Source organism: Chryseobacterium sp. 14P4.3.2 (genome assembly GCF_057799275.1).
Map to the genome: position 1 here is coordinate 24,437 of NZ_JBYOKO010000005.1, position 19,723 is coordinate 44,159.

Below are 19,723 nucleotides of genomic sequence, written 5' to 3' on the forward strand. Positions count from 1 at the left end.
CTCAAACGGTCAAAATGGAATTAGAAATAAAAGCAACTGAAGGTATCTTATTTTTATCTTCTATTGCCAAATCAATTGGAAGTAAAGTAGAAGGTGATTTAGTTAGAATTCCTGAACATTTGGGCAAAGGGCAAATTAAAGGATATATCATTAACTCTAATATGGGTATGATGATAAGGCAATACGAAGTTCACAAGAATCTGAAATTTAAAATAATAGCCAATAAACAAAAATCAGAAACCATAATGATCGCTTTTCATAATGTTTTCAGAGAAAAACAGGCAAGCAGAGCAGAACTGCCTTATGTGCAAATGGCTTCAGCTGGTTTAGATGCCTCATTTTTTATTCCGGCACAAACAAAAATGAACTCAATAATTATTGGGATAAATGCAGCATATTTGAAAGAGTTATTGGGTTTGAAAGAAGATCACTGGCTTCTACAAACAATTATGTCAAATAATAAGCCTTTTTTGTTTGAACAAATTATTTCACCACAGATACAAGAAGTCGCCGCAGAAATTGTTGAAAAAGAAATCATTGAAGAATTACAGAAATTTTATCTAAAAGTAAAAACTGAAGAGCTCATTTTTCTTTTACTATTAGAATTACTTAAACGTAAAGACCCCCCTATAAGTTCATTAAATATTGCAGATGTACAAATAATTTATAAAGTGAAAGACAAAATTCTTTCAAGACTTGATATTCCTCCCAATCTTTCTGAACTAGCTGCTTTCGCATGTATCAGTGAATCAAAACTGAAAAGATTATTTAAACAAATTTTTGGAAATAGTATTTATAGTTATTATCAAACAATCAGAATAAATGAGGCCGCTTACCTATTAAGGGAAGAAAAATTATCTGTTTCTGAAGTTGGTTATAGACTAGGATTTTCTAATCTCAGTCATTTTTCACGAGTATTTGAGGAGCATATTGGAATAAAACCGAAAAAATATTGGTTAATGCAATCTTAAAAATAGTTGTGATCCCTTTCTATTTGTATCGAAATGATATTTTTTAATATCTTCTAAACATCAAAAGCCTTTAAATAGTAGTATTTAAAGGCTTTTGATGTTTTTTGGTCTCCCAACTTGCGGAGAGAGAGGGATTCGAACCCCCGGACCTGTTACAGTCAATAGTTTTCAAGACTATCGCAATCGACCACTCTGCCATCTCTCCTTAAACTCCGACTATACCGTCGTTTTCAGTGGTGCAAATATAAAACCTTCTTTGTAATCTGCAAAATTTTCGGACCAATTAATAGCTGTAATATGGAAAAAAATATAAAAACCCGACAGGCTTAAAGTAAGAATGATATCCTGCAATAATGAATAACCCTGATAAACAGCAGTATACCTTTTCTAGTTCAAAAAAAATAAAAATAAAAAAATTATCAACTCAGGAGAACAGTTTATATTCAACTTTTTGGAGGAAAAGGAAAATGTTTTAAAATAAAGATCCTATCCCCCTCAATAGTACTTCTCAGAAAACGTAATACCAAAAAGCATCATTAATTACAATGATGCTTTCTAATGTTGCGGACGGTAAAAGAGTCGAACTATCTATATCTTAAGTTCACCCATTCTACACTCTCCCGTTTTGAATATATACTCTTTCATTTGTAAATTTCCAGTTTTAATACATCTGATTTTCTGCATATTTATAAACGCTTTTTTCATCCCAAACAAATAATTGGATAGAAGTAAAGGGTGGTATTTTAAATGCCTGACCTGCACTTTCTATTCTAAATTCCTGTGCTCCCTTTGGGTGAGCATTCAATACCAATATTCTTTGACCTGGAAAGCATTCTTTTAATGAGAAAAAACTCGATGGATCTGTACATCTGATGGCCAGCATTCTACTATCAGAACCATAATAATAAACTCCTGACTGTTGTTCGATCCTCGTATGAGATAATCTCATTCTGGAATCCTCATTGACAATCTCATCATTAAGATAGGATAAACTACCGTCTGCAATAAATAAACTGTTAGGGTCTTCATACTCTGATTTAAAGTTTTTAAAAGCCTTCACTGAGCCCAATACATTTACTGAACCGGAAACATCAACTGATTCTGAAACATTTAGCGAACCTGAAATATTTACTTTATGTGTATTATTAGCCTTTGTACCTATACCAATTCTTTTACTTTTTTTATTAAAATTGATACCATTCCAATCAAAATAACCACTTGAATATTTATAATATTCATCTTGTAATACAGTTAAATAAGTTTCTTCATTTTCATCATATATACCAGATTCTCCACCATGCAAATCATCAACAACAATCAATCTGTTACTGCTGTAATTAGTAAATTTCTGGTTGACTATGATACCGTTATTAGACATAGAATTCCAAGCATTAACCTGACTTTGTGAAAAATCAGCATCACTCCACAATTTGTACCACGTACTAGACCACTTATCATCAATCCCTTTTCTTATTTTAAGCATAGGTGCTCCATCTCCATTGATACCGGTTTTATTAGCAAAAGCTAATTGGTATGAAGAGTCTCCAGTTGACCCAGAGGTCCCGTCCCAAGGAGAATAAGTCATTAAACCTGCATAATTTCCGGAGCCTCCTACATGTCCGGCATTAATAAAATCAAATCTAACTCTACGACCATTACTATTGGGTTTAACAACTGTATTTGGATCTCTCGTTCCATCTCTGGATGTAATAAAGTAGTTGGTCGCTAAAACTCCTGTTGAATTGGTCAGATTTATCCATTGCCCATCTTCTCCCTCTGGCAGAATGGATAGAGCTTGGTTAGCAAAATTAGATGACACCCAAGATTGAGTAGCCAGGAACACGTAGCCATCTGTTCTATGATATATATAAGGCGCACCTGCTGATAAACCACTTGAAAACCCTACTATTTGAGCATTTTCTGCAGAATTAATTTTACTGTCAGGATTAAAATTATTAGCAGTCCAGGGAATAGCACCCTGAATTTTTACAGAGCCACTATCAGAGGCTAAAAGTAAATCACCACCGGCACCTGTTGCGCGAACAGCAAAGCTATCACCGCTTCCACCACCATAGGCAGCGCCTCCATCAGCTCCTATATAAGCAATATTTTTAGATCCGTCATATTTTTGCCAGGACATATAATTACCACCTATGGCAGTACCTCTCCAGCTACCAATGAATGGTGAGATAATATTAAGAGCGCCTGTCATCGTATCACCATCTTTCCTAAGATAATCTCCTAAAGCGGAAGATGATACAAAATCGGAGGCTAATCTATGCCCTCCACCTGCGGTTAAAATATAGTTATCATTATAGCCAATTTTATTAAAACCTTTTGATGAAACCTGACCAGCATCCGTAAATTCTACACTATTACCCAAGTCCCAATCTTCTGCATTCTTTGAAACAGATGGTACAAATTTCAAATTATTATTGGTAGGTTTCTGAATTGACCAGGATTTATATGAACTGTTTTTTAGCTTAAAAGGGATTCTGTTATAATAAGATTTTGCTGCTGATATAATTTCATCCGTATTTCTTGTCTGGTAATCACTCGGTTTGAAATTGACATTATCCCAAGCTTTTCTCCATACAGTCCAATTACCGTTATAGCCTCCTCTATAGACTAATTCTCCTGCACTTGCATCGCCATCATTATATTTTACCTGTAGCTGTGCCGTAGTATCCTGAGCTCCCATGTGCAACATAGGACTATATAAATGGTAAACTCCTCCTGCATCATTGTTTGCCCTGTAAATTCCGGAAGAAGAATAACCTCCAAGGCTATTGAAATTATTATTATATTGTACTGATCTTGGTATATATTTATTATCCACAAAATTAGTTAACCAACTTCGTGTAGCGACCACATCAGAAGGCAAAACAATGATATTATTAGCATACAAATCAAAATTTGATTCGATAGCATGAGACCAGCCTACATTCCAATCTAAATTATAGTTCTCATATTTAGCCTCCACTTTAGCTACCTCAAATGAAAAATACCCATTCCAGAATGTATCTGATTCTCCTAACAGAATACTAAGATATCCATCAGTTCCAATTCCAACCCTTGCTGTAGTGGTAGGAAAATTATCTGTTACTTCCCAGATTGCTTTGGAACCATTAGAAATTATAGCCCCTGATACATATTTGTAAAAAGCTACATTAACTTTTCCTAAGTATTGACTTTCATATCCATAAATATTAATATCAATACTAAACATCACCTGGTTTGGTGAAGCTTGTGGCATTTTAATGGCTAAAATACCCGTGTGTCCTCCCGTATCATAATAGCCTTGATAAACTTTATTAAATATTCTTACTCTGTTTTGGAGTTTACTTATCGCTCCCCCTCCATCAAACTCTAAATCTTTTGCCCCAAGATTAACATCCTGTGTTGCTCCTGTATAAGGGACAAAGTTAAGGGCTTGATTATTTATCTGAGCAGTAACCCAATCTCTGTATGCAAATTGTTTCCAATTTCCGAAATTTCCTGCGGCAACACTTCGGAAAAAGGCACCCTCATTATCATTAAATCCTAACTGAACTCCATAACCTCCCGGATGTGATGCAATACTTACAATAGAATTTGCATTATCAACAATAGGAAACATATTAGCTGAACCATCATGTATTTTATGGTTCAATTTTAATTTATAATCTTCAAATAATGAATTAGCATCTACAACACCTGACTCAGGACTGGATAAAGACTGATGGCTATGATTTATTTGTGAGTAGTTGTTAGGATTAAAATTACCCGTATGATAGACCTCATTAAAAGAAGTATCTTCGTTTCCATGATTACCTCTAAATAACAACCGTTCTTTAGAAACAAGTAATTGAGATTTATGTTCCAAATTATTACCTCCTATCGATAGATAGTTACCTACCCATGTATTGATACCTCCTGCTCCACTTAGTGCTCCGTTGATCCAACCAAATTTATTTTCTTTGGCAAATAAATTTACTGGCTCTTGGTCATTAGTGATTAGATTTGCAGAACCAAGGTTTCTTGTATGTAACAATTCTGACCATTCTCTTACCCCATTGACGCCTTCTTTAGTTCTGAACCAAAGTCTAGGTTCAGTCCCATCATGTCCGTTATTATAATATAAGTCTAAGTTATTTATATCTGCAAAATAACCTTTAAATTTAATATACCCTCCGTAAGAAGCACCAACAGGTCTGTCAGCACCTCCCCAACCACCTGTATTATAAGATGAAATAAAACCTCCGTTTGGTAGTTCAGCATCTAATGTGGTTGCTACATTTCCGATAGCACGAGAAGAAATCTTATTATTACTGAAAAAATTTTCATTGGAACCTGTTACCAAATTTAGATCAGCAATGATCTCTGAATTTGTTCTTTGGGATATTTTTTTTGTTGCGGGATTCCAAACCAATACAAAACCTGCATCGTTTGGAACACTTTTTACAACAATTTCGCCTTCTACGGCGACGTGATTATTAAAATATTCAGGAGCAATCATTAATCAAGTCTTGCGGTTAAAGTAATTCTATATTCATTCGGAGTAAGAGGTGCTAACACCTCTATTTGCACATCGTTTATAGATGTAGGTACACAGCTTACATTTATTTTTCTATTATCAGCATTACGATAACAGATATAATCAACATTCGAGGTTTTCCAACCATGATTAATTGAAAAACTAACGGAAGTTCCATCTCCAATATCCCAAGTATGGGATTTAACTTTTGCATCCAAAACAGCTTTTGTAGATCTTGGAGTCATTGCTTTAATGGAATTAGTTCCCGCAATAGCTTCCACATCTGTAGCTATTTGAATAAGTCCCTTCACGGTATCTGTAGCATCTACTATGTCAGGAATCCCTTTTTCTATAATCTGATAATTTTTAGGAGTATTTGAACCATTATCAGTGTTAGCGATAAGGTGATCTCCAATAGAAACAGGTTCATTACCCACCCATCCATTGGCGGTGATTACCCATACCATACCTGTTTTAATGGTAGCAGATGTAACCGGTATCGGAGCAGCCATTGAGCCTTGAGCAGTAGAAGGAACATAACCTCCCGGCTGATAAATCAATGCTCCTGTAAGGCTTTGTCCTACTAAGTTCTCAATATAATCTTTAATCTTATTGGATGACCATGTAAAGGTACCGGACTGAGCGGCGTCATTCAGGAAAATAGAGACAATATCAGCATTGGTAAGATTTCGGCCTGCTATTTTAATAACATGTCCTGAACTATTGGTCAGGATCTGACTTAATAATAGAAGACCGCTTGTCTGATCGGTCTGAAATGGATTATTGGTTAGCGGATAATCTGGATGTATATAGTTCTGTGCCAGATTAATCCATTTCGTTCCATTCCACTGATGTAACTCGTTTTTATAATCAATTATCCAACCTGGGAGAGCCTTATCTGTACTGGGAAATGTATCAAAATATTGAAAGCGCGTACGCTGCAATTCCCCAAAAAAATTATCCTGATGTGCGTTATTACTTATTACTGCGTTATTATTCATAGTTTTATATTTTTTTATGGTTTAACTTTTAAAATGAGAATATTAATTGGATTAATGAGGTCGCCAAACATCTTAATCTCTATGGTTTGATTGGTTGCGTAATCGTCAACATTTATTTTTTTACCCGTAACGCTATCACGCGCCTGGATGATCACATTCTCTGTCTCCAGTGGATTAGCGAATACCGCACTTTCCTTGATCTGTACCACTGCGCTTGTAGGGGTCTGGGAGATCATTAAAACCTTATCATAGATCTGCTTATTAAACTCCTGCTGATTTTTCGGACTGCTTAACCAATTGTAGTCGAGTAACAGCTTTACTTTATCTTCCCTTGATTCTCCGAATGGAATAGCCTTTAAAGCTTCAATATCATCACGATTTTTTTTAATGAAATCCACTATTTCCTGAAGCTCATCTAAAGACAGATCATTAGATAATAGGATATTCTTAATATTTACGATCTCCAGTGCTAAGTTTTTATCAGCATCTTTCAACGCATCAACAAAGCCATTAACCTGTATTTTGGTGTACGCATTACCCAGCTGATCAGAACTGTCAATCGTAGCAACATTGCTGAGTCCTAGTTTACTTTTCCAGTTATTAATATGAGTTGAAGTCAGATTACTGGCATTCAGCAAAGCCAGATATTGCGAATGTGCTTCTGGATCCGTTACATGCTTTTTAAATGCTTCTGCGCTTGCAAATGATTGAAAAATATCTTCAAACCCCTCGATACCTTCCATAGGGATCGGGTAATCTTTGTGATAAAAAGATGAAAATGTTTCTTTAAACTGTGTTTCTGTGGGAAAATCTCCAGTTTCAAACCAACTGAAAATTGTATCTAATGGTGTACTCATTTGTTTTTTGAAAATTAGTTATGATAAAATTGATTAATTGGGAAAGGCCTATATTGTCCGGAGGCTGATTGCCTTAAATAGAATTCTATATTTTTTTGAGCGATTTTTGATTTAAACCTCTCTTTTATCATACTATCAGTAGTGAATTATTTGAACGGTTATCACTTAAGAAAACCATATATTTTGTCAATATTTTATCATTTTATTTCATATCAACAACATCAGTCTCATTTTTTCTATACTACTTTCTGCTTATTCGTTTAGTATAATATTTTTTTGAATTCAATGACTATTCAAATTCTTTAGAGCTCAAATTTCATATTTCTTCAGCTCTTATAAAAGTTTTTTGACCTCTCTATTCTGTAGCTGCAGTCCCATTTATTTTTCTGGAATCGGATGATACTGCTTTGCAATTTCAATGTTCAAAATTCCTTTTTTTTAAATTCCTGTGAAAGTTTTTTGACCTCTCCATTCTGTAGTTGCAGTAGATCTGTACCATATATATTGAAATTACAGATACCTATCAAACTATTTTCATCTGGTATTAAAAAAGGCTCAGATTATAAATTCCAAGCCTTAGTTTTTTCCTGCATCCCGCGAAATAATTATTTTTTTTCGCAGAGCAGAATATTAAACAAATCAGCCTCAAAAGTTTTGGGCTAAACAAAAAAAAATTAATCCGGATAGAAAGTATTACTCACTTTACTCTTAAAAAAAATCAATTTTAATCCTTTTATTTGACGTAAAGAGTATTCTCCTTAGGAGAGGGGAAGATTGGAAAGGCAACCGTAAGCGGGTTTACAGAATAACTTTGTTGAATTCTGTTTGGTCATGATTTGAAAGATAAAGCGTATGTTATTCAACTAGTTTTTTTTAAAATAGTTGTTACGTTTTCCCCTAACTTCCCGGCGCCTGGAATGGTTGAGAAGTTTGGAATTTCTTATTTTTTGTTAAAGGCAAAATTTCTTGCGAAATGCAAATATGAAGTAATAACAAAATTCACAATCTCGCTAAGCACCTGTCAGACATGGCATTTTGCTAAAAATTTTCTCTCTTTAAGTCCATTTGAATCGTGTCCTTGTATAAAACCATGTTCCATTGCATTGATTTATTTCTAAAATTATTAATTTGAACAGGAATTGTATCAGGTTTACTCGGAATTTTTTCATAAGATATAACCTTAAAATTCTGTCCTTTATCATCGTGATGATATTTCATAAATAATGCAGTACTATCCACATACATATATGGATTCGGGCAGTAATACATTTTTCCTCTTTCTTCAATATAGATTGTTTTCCAAGCCATAGGATCTTGCTGCCATTCATTCTCTTTAACCAATTTTCCATTACGTGTCATCGATGTGACTTTCCATTTTCCAAAATATTTTTTTGAAAGATGGACGTCATAATTATAATAAATAACAAACAATAAGGGGATTAGAATACACAACACACGAGCTATTGAGCGTAAAAAATGATTCCCAATGGACGGAAGTCTGTTTTTATGCTGATTAAAGAAGTTTATTATATTAATTTTTTGCTGTAAAAATAAATTGATCAAGCCTAATGTTATCAGAATAGATGTAAATAATGTAATTGGTCCAATATTATAAAAAATATTGATCAAAACAATGTTCAGCATTACAGGCAAAAGTATGGTAATGCCTAGTAAAAGGGTACGTTTAAATAACAAAAGAATACTACCAATTATTTGAAAAAATGCCAAAATTACAGCAAGTCCGTAAGAAAATCCATAATATTTCCAAGTTAATTCCTGACCTGTCAACGCGCCTGATAAAGAATCATTTATATGATATGAATAATTAAAATTAACTTCAAATATTTTTTGAAATCCAAAGTCTAATAATAGAAATGCAATCCAATAGCGTAATAATATTGAAAGCCCGGAAATATATTTTATAGAATTAAAAGTCCTGTTATTTTCTTTTTTGTGCCAATAAAAAGAAAAACAAATTGAGAATAATATAGCTAATCCTAATGTGAAAAGTCCTGCGGGGAGTATAAACTTTGAAAATTTATACGGTAAAAGAGGTGAAATTATAAAAAGAGTCGTATTTATGGCACCAACAATTGCTAAGAATGATAATGAAAATTTAGGAAACCATTTTGTATTATTGATTACTTCTGTTGAATTCATAGTTTTTTTAAAATTAATTTTTTGATTTCTACTTGCACAAAAGGATGCCTGAAATTATTATTCACGAAACAAAAAACGTAAGAAATTTGTAAAAAAACGCCTATATCCGTATTTCGTTAAATTTGTCTCTAAGATAACTATTTATTACACAATAGAGATAGTTAATAAAAAAACTTCAATAGATAGCGAAATAATTTAGGATATAGAACAAATGATAGCGAACCCAATTCTCGAAACTTTATCCAGCAGATTAGATACACAGCGGTATTCGAATAATACCAGCAAATCATCCTGCGGGTATTCACAAATTTCTTAGAACATATGAAAAAGTATAATGATCTCAATAAAATGGATCAGTCTCAAAAGTTGGGGGGAATGTTTAGTGATTGTATCTTTGTCTTATGCTAAGCGATTACGACCTTCTTAAATTCTTACTTCCAGAAATTCTAGGACAGATCATTTTTTTTATTCAGATTAACCAAACTTTTTGCGTAGCCCCCAACTTTTGAGACTGATCCAGCTTTTGCACCTGATCCCATTTAACTCCAGTACGTGACATCTGAAAATAAAAAAAGCCTTGAATCAAATGATTCAAGGCTTTTTTCTGCGGAGAGAGAGGGATTCGAACCCCCGGACCTGTTACAGTCAATAGTTTTCAAGACTATCGCAATCGACCACTCTGCCATCTCTCCTCAAACTCCGGTAGTACCGTTGTTTTCAGTGGTGCAAATATAGAACGATTTTTAATTTCTTCAAAACTTTTCTAAAACAAATTTTAACAATACTTAATAATAGCCTATAAATCAAGGTAATTATTTTTACTTAAAATCTTTTCAATGCCCTACTTCAGGACAAAACATCGGTAGATAGCTGATGAATTCTCGAAAATCTCTGTGTAACTCTACAACATTTTTATTCAGATACGAAACGGCTTCCAATAAAAAAATGATCATATTTCTAAAATACATAAAACCCGCTATTGAAAATCTCAGTAAGAAAGGGAAATGGCTTCAGTTTTTTCCTTCAAGCAGGTCAATAACGTCTTCTCTCGCGCCGGAATCCGATTATCTATCAATTTTCTCTCCATTCCTACAAAGGAATATCATATCTTTGCAATGTTCATTCATGAACAATACAGAACTAAAAACTATAACTATATTTTCAGATGTTTACTCAATCTTTTATTAAAAAAGCAGTGATTACGGCCTCCGTATTCCTCTATTCTGCAGGCATTTTTGCACAAAAGACACCTTTAATGATAATCCCTTCCGGCCACCTGATTGTAGAAGCTGAAGTAGAAGGTAAAAAAGGAAACTTTATCTTTGACACCGGAGGCGGAATCAACCTTTTCCTGGGAAACTTCACCAAAAATCTGGAGCCAAAGGAATCTTATAATTTTCTGACTGCTTTTCGTGCGACCGGAGAAAAAATAATCGTTCCGATATTTAAATCAAAAGAAATTCTTTTTAATGGTAAAAAATTTAAAGATACATGGTATGCCACCCATGATATGGAGATTAAAGGAATTGACGGTTTAATTTCTCTGCCTATGCTTTATGACACAGAATTTATCATAGATTTCACAAAAAAGGAACTTGTGTTTCCAACCGAAAAACTGAGCAGTAAGAAGGTAATGGACATTCAGCTCTCTACCAATGCAGACCAATCTCTGGATATTACTACCTATGTGCTTCTAAACAATAAATATAAGATAAATGTTCTTTTAGATTCCGGAGCCGGTAATGATTCATTCTGGCTGGGTGAAAGCCTTATGAAAACACTGGGTATCAAAAAGGAGGATCTTCAGCTTGTAGAAAAGAAAAGCGAATTTAATCCTGACGTTATTAATAAGTTTTACAAAGGAAATATTGCATCTCTTTCTACCTCTTATGCAACAGTTGAAAAGCCCAACGTCTTCTTTGTAGAAGGATTGATCTATGAAGGCAAAACAAGCATCAACTGGTTGGGCAAAAAGCTTGGGTTCAATCTTAAAGAAAAGAAAATCTACATTCTGGATTAAAAACAACACCAAATATACTAAAAATGGCTTCTGATGGAAGCCATTTTTTGTTTTTTACAGATCATATTTATACTTATTAAAACCCTTCTCATCATTTAAATGGGAGGCTGGAGGGATTTCAGATAAGTCAGCGGAAGCCTACTCTGCTGCCGGCTCGAACAATTCAATTTTATTTCCTTCGGGATCCATAATATGTACAAACTTACCATATTCATAGCTTGCCACCTCATCCAGTATAGTAACCCCTTCCTTTTTTAACTCTTCTACCAGAGCCTCGATATTATCCACATGATAATTGATCATAAATTCCTTTGAGGAAGGCTCAAAATATTGGGTAGATTCTTTAAAAGGGCTCCAAAGCGTATAGCCTTTTTTATCGGAATCCACTTCTTTCCAGTCGAATTTGGCACCATATGGACTTGTTTCCACTCCAAGATGTGTTTTATACCATTCATTTACTTGTTCGGGTTCTTTACATTTAAAGAAGATTCCTCCTATAGCCGTTACTCTTTTCATTTTTTATTCGTTTTTGTTAAGTTTATAGTTTCTTGCCTGCAAATTAAGATTGTTTTGCAATTTCACAAATATATTAATGTTTCGGCTACCTATTTCACGATTTGAATTGATTTTTTGATGAATATTATCAGAACAGGTAAAAACACTCATACTATTAAAAAGCAAACTGTCTGATCTGCAAGATAATTATAACTATCAATTACTGAGAATCATTGATTTTCATGTTCTCAAAAGGTATAGAGCAGAAATAAAAAAGCGCACCCACTTGGGTACGCTTTGTATGTTATAAGCTCAATTATACTAGTGTAACTCAGCTAAATATTTCTCAGCATCCATTGCAGCCATACATCCGCTTCCTGCAGCAGTAATAGCCTGTCTGTAGATATGATCCTGAACATCACCTGCCGCAAATACTCCCGGAAGATTCGTTCTTGTAGATCCTTTTTCAGTCAGGATATATCCGTTTTCATCAAGATCTACCTGGCCCACGAAGATATCTGTATTCGGTTTGTGACCAATTGCGATGAAGATTCCTTCTACTTCTACTTTAGAAGTTTCCTGAGTCTGGTTATTGATAATCACAGCTCTTTCTACCAAACTGTTTTCACCTTCAATAGCTATTAGCTCATGGTTGAATTTCACTTCAATATTCGGTGTGTTTTCTACCCTGTGGATCATCGCTTTTGATGCTCTGAAAACATCCTTTCTTACCAACATTGTTACCTTTCTGCATAGTTTTGAAAGATAAGTAGCTTCTTCAGCCGCTGTATCTCCTGCTCCTACTACTACTACATCTTTTCCTCTGTAGAAGAATCCGTCACAAGTAGCGCAAGCGGAAACTCCTCCTCCTGCATATTTTTTCTCATCCTCAAGACCTAAATACTTTGCAGTAGCTCCTGTAGAAATAATAACTGATTTGGCAAGGATCTCTTTATTTCCTGCATATAACTTGTGAACACCGCCCACTTCTTTAGAGAATTCAGCTTTAGTGATCATTTCATAATGCACTTTAGTCTCAAATCTTTCTGCCTGTTTTTGCAGATCCATCATCATTTCAGGACCTGTAATTCCTGCTGGATATCCTGGAAAGTTATCAACTTCTGTAGTGGTTGTTAATTGTCCGCCCGGCTCCAAACCTGTATACAATTCAGGTTTTAAGTCTGCTCTTGCTGCATAGATAGCAGCGGTAAAGCCAGAAGGCCCAGATCCAACGATCACACAATCTAAAATGTTTTGCTCCATAATTTACTTGTTCGAAAAGATTTAATTAAATTAAGACTGCTAATTTCGGAATTTTTACCGTCTCTTTAAAGTTATTTTAATGATACTTGTCAATAAGAGATATGCGAATACTCAATTGAGCCCCGGAATGGAAAAGTGAAAGTTATGAGTTGAAAATTAAATTGTGTATTTCCTGTCATATATCCATGAATTCTTCACGTTCCGACTTCAGTTGCCAACTCCTCATTATTCATTTCTGATTTTCATCTTTCCATTTTCAACTCCCTACACCTTCATCTTAATCTTATCTACGTTAATGATCTTATACACCAGTTCTTTGATCAGCTCTGCCTCTCCCATATTCACTGCTCCAAGTCCTTTTCCTTTCATATCAAATTCTCTTAAGATAGAAATAACTCTTGTGGCGTGTTTTAAGGGATAAAGTCTTGCGCTTTCCGCATAATCTTTGATAAAATAAGGATTTACCCCCATTTGGGAGGCAATAGTCTGCGGAGGCTGTCCTGCCATCGTCTGATAGATAATGACATTGGAAAAGTAATTGTAAAGGCTTGCCAGCATCATTACAAACGGATTATTCTTTGGATTCTTACCCATAAAATGGGCGATCTTAAAGGCTGTATTGGCATTTTTTGTTCCTAATGCTTTCTGCAGCTCAAAAATATTGTATTCTTTACTGATACCTATATGATTCTCAATGATAGTTCCGTCGAGGATATCACCTTCTTTAAGGATAATTTTCAGTTTATTCAGCTCATTCGCAATTCTGGACAGATCGTTTCCAAGATATTCTGCCAGAAGGTGTGAAATATTGGGTGCTGTTTTTATTTTCAGGGCTATACATTCATCAGCAATCCATTTTGGAAGGTTGTTTTCCTTTACCGATTCGCTAAGGAAAAGAGCCTTTGTTTTTTCTAAAGCTTTGGCCGCCTTTTTTCTGCTGTCCAGCTTCTTATGCTTGTGGGCAAAAACCAATACTGTGGAAGGCACAGGATTTTCTACATAGGATTCAAGAATTCTGTTTTCCTCTTCATTGAATCTTAAGTCCTGGGCTTCTTTGACGATAATAACCTGCTTGTCCCCCATCATCGGGAACTGTCTGGCCAAAGAAAGAACTTCCTGATAAGAAGTATCTTTGCCATAGGTAACCGTTTGGTTGAAAGCCTTTTCATCTTCCTCCAAAAAGTTATGCTCAAGGGCTTTTACGGCAACATCAATAAAGTAGGCTTCTTCTCCATGGAAAAAATAAATAGGTAAAACTTCTTTATTTTTAATATTTTTGAGGATTAAATCTAATTCTTTCATCTTATTAATGGAACTTCCAAAACTGAATTTTCAGGAAACTTTTGATTTTAAATTCAAGAAAGACAAAGATAAGTTTTTTATTTATGATTTGGTTCGTAAAACTTATCTTCTGCTCACTCCTGAGGAATGGGTCAGACAGCACTGGGTACACTATTATCTTACTGTAAAATCCTATTCTGCATCGGCACTTATCACCGAAAAAAAGATTGTGCTGAATGGCCTTACCAAACGTATAGATCTTCTGGTTACTGAGAAAACAGAGCCCGTAATTCTAATTGAATGTAAGGCCCCGCAAATCAAATTAACAGAAAAAACATTTGAACAGACCGCCAGATATAACTCCATTATCGGGGCCAGAGAAATCATCCTTACCAACGGATTGCAGCACATTAATGCCTATTATGAAAATGGGCAGTATCAGTTTTACAAGCCTCAATAAAAAAGCAAAGCTGAGCTAAATCATAAATGTATCTTAAAACAAACTGAAACGGTATGCTTTTGGGTATTCTATACTTAGTTTTAAAATACAATTTTAATTATGAAAAAGTTATTAATTGTGGCAGCCCTTGGTGTATTCACATTAGGCTTTTCACAGAGTTATTACAATGATTACAGAGGAAGTGTTTCCTCTATTAATTGGGGACAGGTTGCTATTTTTCTTGGATTAAACAACAGCCAGATAAATCAGCTAACATTATTGAATAATCGTTACCCGGATTACAACTCCTGGAATCGTGTTTATGGTAAAGCACCCAACAGATGGTATACAGACCGCTACTATGCTATGGAAAGAATAATGACTCCCGCACAGTACAAAAAATTCTCTTCACGCTATTATCAGGGACAGAATCCAAGGTTGAAATATGACAATGATTACAGAAATCATCATGACAGACCACAAATGCCTCATGATAGAAGGTTTAATAATCACCGTGATGACAATCACAACGATCACCATGACGGGCATCACGGATAGAACAATATAATGAGCCGGAAGATTTCTTCCGGTTTTTTTTATTCAAAAATTTTACTTTAAACAAAACTTCAACTTTGTAGCTTATGCTAAAACTTCGAAAGAAACAATTTCATTCATATCATCTTTAATACTGGTCAAGTATAAAAAATGAATCTGGTTTAAATTTTATGTTAATACACAAAACACAAGGATCGGGTAAAAATTACCTAATTTTAAAACATAATTTAAAATATGAACATTAAGAACATTATATTCGATTTCGGAGGCGTACTGATGGATTGGAATCCGAGATATTTTTTTAAAGACTATTTCAATGATGATGAAAAAATGGAATACTTTCTTGAACATATTGCCAAGTCTGAATGGAATGAAGAACAGGACAGAGGAAGAAGTCTTTCTGAAGGAACGGAAATTCAGGTAAAGAAGTTCCCGGAATGGGAAAAGGAAATCAGAGCTTATTACGACAACTGGGCCGTGATGCTGAAAAGTGATATTCCTCAAAACGTAGAAGTATTAAGAAAGCTAAAAAACACGAAATATCATCTGTTCGGACTGACCAACTGGTCTGAAGAAACATTTCCATATGCTTTGGAAAACTATGATTTCTTCAGGATTTTTGATGATAAAATTGTAGTTTCCGGAACTGAGAAACTAATCAAACCTGATCCGAGAATATGGCATATTTTACTGGAAAGATACAATATAAAGGCTGAGGAGTCTGTTTTCATTGATGACAATCCCAGGAATATTGAAATGGCAAAAACTTTAGGATTTATCACCATTCATATTACTCCTGAAACTAATTTGGAGGAGGAATTAACTCATTTAGGAATACAATTCGGGTGATTAGAATTTACAGCGGTCTTTCACTATAATTATGAGTTATTTTGATTAATTTAGTTGAAGATTACTTAATAAACTTTACAAAGCAAAATATGATACGTTCAATCTTATTAACCACAATGATTATGGCTTCAGGAAGTCTTTTCAGTCAAAAACTTAAAACTGTTTCCTATCAGGACGGCTCCCAAAAGCTGAACGGCCTGGTGACTTCTAATGCAGGGAAAAAACTTCCGGGTGTTCTGATACTTCCGGCCTGGAAAGGAATTGATGAGGAAGCAAAAACAGCAGCTCTTGAACTTGAAAAACAAGGATATATCGCTTTTATCGCTGACATTTATGGTGAAGGCAAGCTTCCGGCTGATAATGAGTCGGCTGCAAAAAGCTCAGGCTACTACAAGCAAAATTTTCAGGAATACCAAAAAAGGATTTCTTTGGCGCTGGAACAGCTTAAAAAAAACGGAGCGATCTCTGACAAAACTGCGGTCATTGGATACTGCTTTGGAGGTACCGGAGCTTTAGAATCGGCAAGAGGCCACCTACCTGTAGCGGGCGTTGTTTCTATCCACGGAAGTCTCGCGAGGGATCAGAACAGAAAGAATGAAGCATTAACGGCAAAAATTCTTGTAGAAAATCCTGCTGATGATAAAAGTGTCACTCCACAGGATTATGAAAACCTCATCAAAGAAATGAATGAAGGTAATGCAGACTGGCAGATTATCACCTATGCCCACTCTAAGCATACTTTTACCGATCCGAAATCACCGGATTATAATGAGGTAATGGCTAAAAGAGCATGGAATCACACGCTGATGTTTCTGAAAGAAATTTTAAAATAACAACTCATAAAAAAAGGCAAACCCGCTGATCGCGAATTTGCCTTTTTTGTATTTTTATGATGGGTCTGTTACGGTTTAGCTTCAAGCTCAACATCGTATTTCTTTGGTGAATACTTCGTCAGAGAACCTGTAGCAGCATCAATTCCAACCCCAATAGCCCCGCCAAAAAGGATATTTAACAAGGTCACTGCATTAAAGGTTTTAGTAAGTTTGAATTCCTTGCTTACAAACCCTTCTTTTTCTAATGTAACGGTCTGTTTGCTCAATGATCTTGGAATTTCGGCAATACAAGGCGTAACACATTTTTCAATTCCTTTATGCAATACTTTAGCTCCTTCAGGGCTTGAGTTGAAAGATATTTTGTCTTTAGAACCTGTAAAGATTGTTGCACAAGAAGTAGCAGAAAGCGCAATGCCTAATAATAGCACAGTCGATAATTTGTTTTTCATAGTATTTTAAAAAGTATTCTTAATAAATTTAAGCGCGCGAACATACAAAATAATTTCGGGCTGTAGAAATTTGTGGATTATAATCTGTGAATTATCTATAAGTATGTTTAAACTTAGTCACAAAAGTTTTATTTTTCAAACAGTTTTCTACGCTTTAGAAATTTTAAGAAAGTACCACACAATTATACACAAAGTATATAACTTAAATAGCTTAAGTGTTTAAAAAGCTTCTGTGCCTCCTTTTTGGTTTAATAAAAAATGCTTTGAGCAAAGGTCTCAAAGCATTTTGTCCGGCAAATATCTGTTGTATACTTTACAAAAAATTATTAAAAAAGCAAATCCGAAAATTTACCTTTTACTTTCTTAATCTACACCTTCCACTTCCCTGTTCACCAGTTCCATAGAAAAGGCAGGCAGACAGATAGCAAGGTATTCACAGGGTTCAGAAAACGGATTACTGTAACGGATTCGGGCTCCTTTTTCAATAAGAATACTCTGCCCTTTTTCCAATATTACGTTTTCACCATCAATTTCAAATTGCTTTTTTCCTGAAATGATATAAGTAAATTCATCAAATTCAGGAGTCTGGTGAGGCTCGCTCCAATCCGGAGGTGCTACCATATGAGCAATTGAAACATTAGAATTCCCTGTAGAATTCCCCCAATGTTCTTCGATAAGTTTTCCGTCTGTAGTGGGTACTACAAAGGGAGACTGTTGAATTTTATATTTTTTCATATCCAATCTTCTTTTGTGATTTCATAGACAAAATTGGTTCTTGTAGGCTCTGCAAAATAAGCCACTTCTTCTTCAGCTATTTTTTTACCACCCAGTCTTTCTAATGCTGTCTGGGAACGGAAATTTTCTTTTCCGATATGAAAGTGAACTTTATCTACAAACTGGAAAATATAATTCAGCATCAGTTTTTTAATCTGAGGGTTGATTCCCTTTCCCCATGACTTTGTTCCATAGAAAGTATAACCTATAAAAATATGATTATCCTCTTTATCAAAGTCATAATAGCGGCTGCTTCCCAATATATCTCCTGTAGCTTTCTCAATAATTTTAAAAGCACCGCCACTCCCTATCGCTCCTCTGAAAAAATTCTCAAAAACTTCTCTCTGATAACGATCTTTATTGGGATGCTGTTCCCATACTTTAGGATCGGAAGCTACTTCATATAAAGATTCAAAATCCCCTTGCTGTAAGGGGATTAATTGATATTCTTCATTCTCTAAAACAGGTTGAACAGAAAAATTCATTGTTAGCCTTTTTTGTTAGAGTCTGATTCTATTTTCTTGATTTCTTTCAACTTATCAGAAATCTTAATTACAGTATCTAATTTTGATGGCTTCAACGGAATTTCTGCCTGTGCCATATCCCATTTGATCACTAAGTTACCTGAGTTTTCATCTGTAGGATTAAGGGTAATCTCGAACCATTCCTGCTTATCCGTTAATGGGTTAACAGGTACAGTAACATCTACCACATCCTGTTTAGGATCATAAGTATAAGCTCCCCACTGCTGGAAATCTTTATTTAAAATTATTTTCCATTCTTTTTCAGTTGGAACAATGAACAAACCATAAGTTCCTGGTGCCACTGTTTTTCCACCAAAGCTAACCGCCTGTCCGAATGTAATTTTTGTAGATGAGTTCGCTCCGGCTCTCCAAACCTGACCGTAAGGAACAAGTTCTCCGAAAATCTTACGCCCTTTTACTCCTGGTCTACCATAGTCGATGGAAATCTTAGACATAGAAAACTGCTGTTCTACCTTCTGACGCGGACTTACTGCGGGTACAGAATAGTCCTGTGCAAAACTGAATGTTGAAACTGAAATGCAAACTGCTGCTATTAACTTTTTCACGTGTAAATTTTTGCTTAAAATTACAAAAATCAAAACAAAATAGCTTTCCCAAATTTTAATAATTTTTGCTTTCTCGATATTTTTCTATTAACATATTTTTCCGAGCAAATCCTTTTAAATACATTACTAACCATTGAATATGTCACTTCTTTTAATCGCTTTTCTCCGCT

The 19,723-nt window shown here is 34.8% G+C and carries 17 protein-coding genes and 2 tRNA genes; 6 read left to right on the forward strand and 13 right to left on the reverse strand.

The window, feature by feature from the left end; genetic code table 11:
* Positions 1 to 14 precede the first annotated feature (14 nt).
* A complete protein-coding gene (locus AC27VX_RS09410; RefSeq protein WP_488695255.1) occupies positions 15 to 971 on the forward strand; it encodes a helix-turn-helix transcriptional regulator in 957 nt (318 codons plus the stop codon).
* Positions 972 to 1,091: 120 nt separating this feature from the next.
* Here AC27VX_RS09410 and AC27VX_RS09415 read toward each other — a convergent pair.
* The 6 genes from AC27VX_RS09415 to AC27VX_RS09440 all read right to left on the reverse strand — a co-directional run bounded on the left by AC27VX_RS09415 (position 1,092) and on the right by AC27VX_RS09440 (position 10,197).
* Positions 1,092 to 1,176 (reverse strand) — tRNA-Ser (locus AC27VX_RS09415).
* Positions 1,177 to 1,632: 456 nt separating this feature from the next.
* Positions 1,633 to 5,469, reverse strand: a complete 3,837-nt coding sequence (locus AC27VX_RS09420) for a hypothetical protein (RefSeq protein WP_488695257.1) — start codon at positions 5,467 to 5,469, stop codon at positions 1,633 to 1,635.
* Complete coding sequence (locus tag AC27VX_RS09425) at positions 5,469 to 6,488, reverse strand: hypothetical protein (protein ID WP_236858679.1); 1,020 nt, start codon at positions 6,486 to 6,488, stop codon at positions 5,469 to 5,471. The genes AC27VX_RS09420 and AC27VX_RS09425 overlap by 1 nt, the downstream gene beginning before the upstream one ends.
* Before the next feature lie 14 nt (positions 6,489 to 6,502).
* Positions 6,503 to 7,345: a hypothetical protein gene (locus tag AC27VX_RS09430; protein ID WP_236858677.1), complete on the reverse strand. Its 843-nt coding sequence runs from the start codon at positions 7,343 to 7,345 to the stop codon at positions 6,503 to 6,505.
* Positions 7,346 to 8,383: 1,038 nt separating this feature from the next.
* On the reverse strand, positions 8,384 to 9,505 hold the full coding sequence (locus AC27VX_RS09435; protein WP_488695259.1) for a hypothetical protein: 1,122 nt from the start codon (positions 9,503 to 9,505) through the stop codon (positions 8,384 to 8,386).
* A 607-nt stretch (positions 9,506 to 10,112) separates the two neighbouring features.
* Positions 10,113 to 10,197, reverse strand: a tRNA-Ser gene (locus AC27VX_RS09440).
* Between the two features lie 473 nt (positions 10,198 to 10,670).
* Between AC27VX_RS09440 and AC27VX_RS09445 the strand changes: the two genes are divergently transcribed.
* Positions 10,671 to 11,525 (forward strand): hypothetical protein, encoded by an 855-nt coding sequence (locus AC27VX_RS09445; protein ID WP_488695261.1) that lies wholly within the window; start codon positions 10,671 to 10,673, stop codon positions 11,523 to 11,525.
* A gap of 138 nt (positions 11,526 to 11,663) precedes the next feature.
* On the opposite strand, the gene AC27VX_RS09450 is transcribed toward AC27VX_RS09445, so the two are convergent.
* From AC27VX_RS09450 to holA, 3 genes are all read right to left on the reverse strand, one after another.
* Positions 11,664 to 12,041 carry a VOC family protein gene (locus AC27VX_RS09450; protein ID WP_236858670.1) on the reverse strand — a complete coding sequence of 126 codons (378 nt, stop codon included), beginning with the start codon at positions 12,039 to 12,041 and terminating at the stop codon, positions 11,664 to 11,666.
* 300 nt (positions 12,042 to 12,341) lie between these two features.
* Positions 12,342 to 13,283, reverse strand: a complete 942-nt coding sequence (gene trxB, locus AC27VX_RS09455) for a thioredoxin-disulfide reductase (protein ID WP_488695263.1) — start codon at positions 13,281 to 13,283, stop codon at positions 12,342 to 12,344.
* 264 nt (positions 13,284 to 13,547) lie between these two features.
* Complete coding sequence (gene holA / locus AC27VX_RS09460) at positions 13,548 to 14,585, reverse strand: DNA polymerase III subunit delta (RefSeq protein WP_236858666.1); 1,038 nt, start codon at positions 14,583 to 14,585, stop codon at positions 13,548 to 13,550.
* Between the two features lie 7 nt (positions 14,586 to 14,592).
* Here holA and AC27VX_RS09465 point away from each other — a divergent pair, with 7 nt between their 5' ends.
* The 4 genes from AC27VX_RS09465 to AC27VX_RS09480 all read left to right on the forward strand — a co-directional run bounded on the left by AC27VX_RS09465 (position 14,593) and on the right by AC27VX_RS09480 (position 17,240).
* On the forward strand, positions 14,593 to 15,024 hold the full coding sequence (locus tag AC27VX_RS09465) for a type I restriction enzyme HsdR N-terminal domain-containing protein (protein WP_236858656.1): 432 nt from the start codon (positions 14,593 to 14,595) through the stop codon (positions 15,022 to 15,024).
* Positions 15,025 to 15,123: 99 nt separating this feature from the next.
* A complete protein-coding gene (locus AC27VX_RS09470) occupies positions 15,124 to 15,561 on the forward strand; it encodes a hypothetical protein (RefSeq protein ID WP_300689897.1) in 438 nt (145 codons plus the stop codon).
* Positions 15,562 to 15,792: 231 nt separating this feature from the next.
* Positions 15,793 to 16,407 carry an HAD family hydrolase gene (locus tag AC27VX_RS09475; RefSeq protein WP_488695267.1) on the forward strand — a complete coding sequence of 205 codons (615 nt, stop codon included), beginning with the start codon at positions 15,793 to 15,795 and terminating at the stop codon, positions 16,405 to 16,407.
* A gap of 89 nt (positions 16,408 to 16,496) precedes the next feature.
* Positions 16,497 to 17,240, forward strand: a complete 744-nt coding sequence (locus AC27VX_RS09480) for a dienelactone hydrolase family protein (RefSeq protein ID WP_236858650.1) — start codon at positions 16,497 to 16,499, stop codon at positions 17,238 to 17,240.
* Positions 17,241 to 17,308: 68 nt separating this feature from the next.
* On the opposite strand, the gene AC27VX_RS09485 is transcribed toward AC27VX_RS09480, so the two are convergent.
* From AC27VX_RS09485 to AC27VX_RS09500, 4 genes are all read right to left on the reverse strand, one after another.
* Entirely contained in the window at positions 17,309 to 17,689 is a 381-nt protein-coding gene (locus tag AC27VX_RS09485) for a peptidase associated/transthyretin-like domain-containing protein (protein ID WP_236858648.1), read from the reverse strand.
* 363 nt (positions 17,690 to 18,052) lie between these two features.
* Positions 18,053 to 18,424, reverse strand: a complete 372-nt coding sequence (locus tag AC27VX_RS09490) for a cupin domain-containing protein (RefSeq protein ID WP_236858646.1) — start codon at positions 18,422 to 18,424, stop codon at positions 18,053 to 18,055.
* Complete coding sequence (locus AC27VX_RS09495) at positions 18,421 to 18,948, reverse strand: GNAT family N-acetyltransferase (RefSeq protein ID WP_300689887.1); 528 nt, start codon at positions 18,946 to 18,948, stop codon at positions 18,421 to 18,423. The genes AC27VX_RS09490 and AC27VX_RS09495 overlap by 4 nt, the downstream gene beginning before the upstream one ends.
* A gap of 2 nt (positions 18,949 to 18,950) precedes the next feature.
* On the reverse strand, positions 18,951 to 19,553 hold the full coding sequence (locus AC27VX_RS09500; RefSeq protein WP_236858643.1) for a DUF2911 domain-containing protein: 603 nt from the start codon (positions 19,551 to 19,553) through the stop codon (positions 18,951 to 18,953).
* Positions 19,554 to 19,723: the final 170 nt, after the last annotated feature.

Coding starts and splice junctions, on each gene's coding strand:
- AC27VX_RS09420 (WP_488695257.1), bottom strand. CDS start 5,469: ATGATTGCTCCTGAATATTTTAATAATCACGTCGCCGTAGAAGGCGAA.
- AC27VX_RS09450 (WP_236858670.1), bottom strand. CDS start 12,041: ATGAAAAGAGTAACGGCTATAGGAGGAATCTTCTTTAAATGTAAAGAA.
- AC27VX_RS09475 (WP_488695267.1), top strand. CDS start 15,793: ATGAACATTAAGAACATTATATTCGATTTCGGAGGCGTACTGATGGAT.
- trxB (WP_488695263.1), bottom strand. CDS start 13,283: ATGGAGCAAAACATTTTAGATTGTGTGATCGTTGGATCTGGGCCTTCT.
- AC27VX_RS09495 (WP_300689887.1), bottom strand. CDS start 18,948: ATGAATTTTTCTGTTCAACCTGTTTTAGAGAATGAAGAATATCAATTA.
- AC27VX_RS09485 (WP_236858648.1), bottom strand. CDS start 17,689: ATGAAAAACAAATTATCGACTGTGCTATTATTAGGCATTGCGCTTTCT.
- AC27VX_RS09490 (WP_236858646.1), bottom strand. CDS start 18,424: ATGAAAAAATATAAAATTCAACAGTCTCCCTTTGTAGTACCCACTACA.
- AC27VX_RS09425 (WP_236858679.1), bottom strand. CDS start 6,488: ATGAATAATAACGCAGTAATAAGTAATAACGCACATCAGGATAATTTT.
- AC27VX_RS09430 (WP_236858677.1), bottom strand. CDS start 7,345: ATGAGTACACCATTAGATACAATTTTCAGTTGGTTTGAAACTGGAGAT.
- AC27VX_RS09480 (WP_236858650.1), top strand. CDS start 16,497: ATGATACGTTCAATCTTATTAACCACAATGATTATGGCTTCAGGAAGT.
- AC27VX_RS09435 (WP_488695259.1), bottom strand. CDS start 9,505: ATGAATTCAACAGAAGTAATCAATAATACAAAATGGTTTCCTAAATTT.
- holA (WP_236858666.1), bottom strand. CDS start 14,585: ATGAAAGAATTAGATTTAATCCTCAAAAATATTAAAAATAAAGAAGTT.
- AC27VX_RS09445 (WP_488695261.1), top strand. CDS start 10,671: ATGTTTACTCAATCTTTTATTAAAAAAGCAGTGATTACGGCCTCCGTA.
- AC27VX_RS09410 (WP_488695255.1), top strand. CDS start 15: ATGGAATTAGAAATAAAAGCAACTGAAGGTATCTTATTTTTATCTTCT.
- AC27VX_RS09470 (WP_300689897.1), top strand. CDS start 15,124: ATGAAAAAGTTATTAATTGTGGCAGCCCTTGGTGTATTCACATTAGGC.
- AC27VX_RS09465 (WP_236858656.1), top strand. CDS start 14,593: ATGGAACTTCCAAAACTGAATTTTCAGGAAACTTTTGATTTTAAATTC.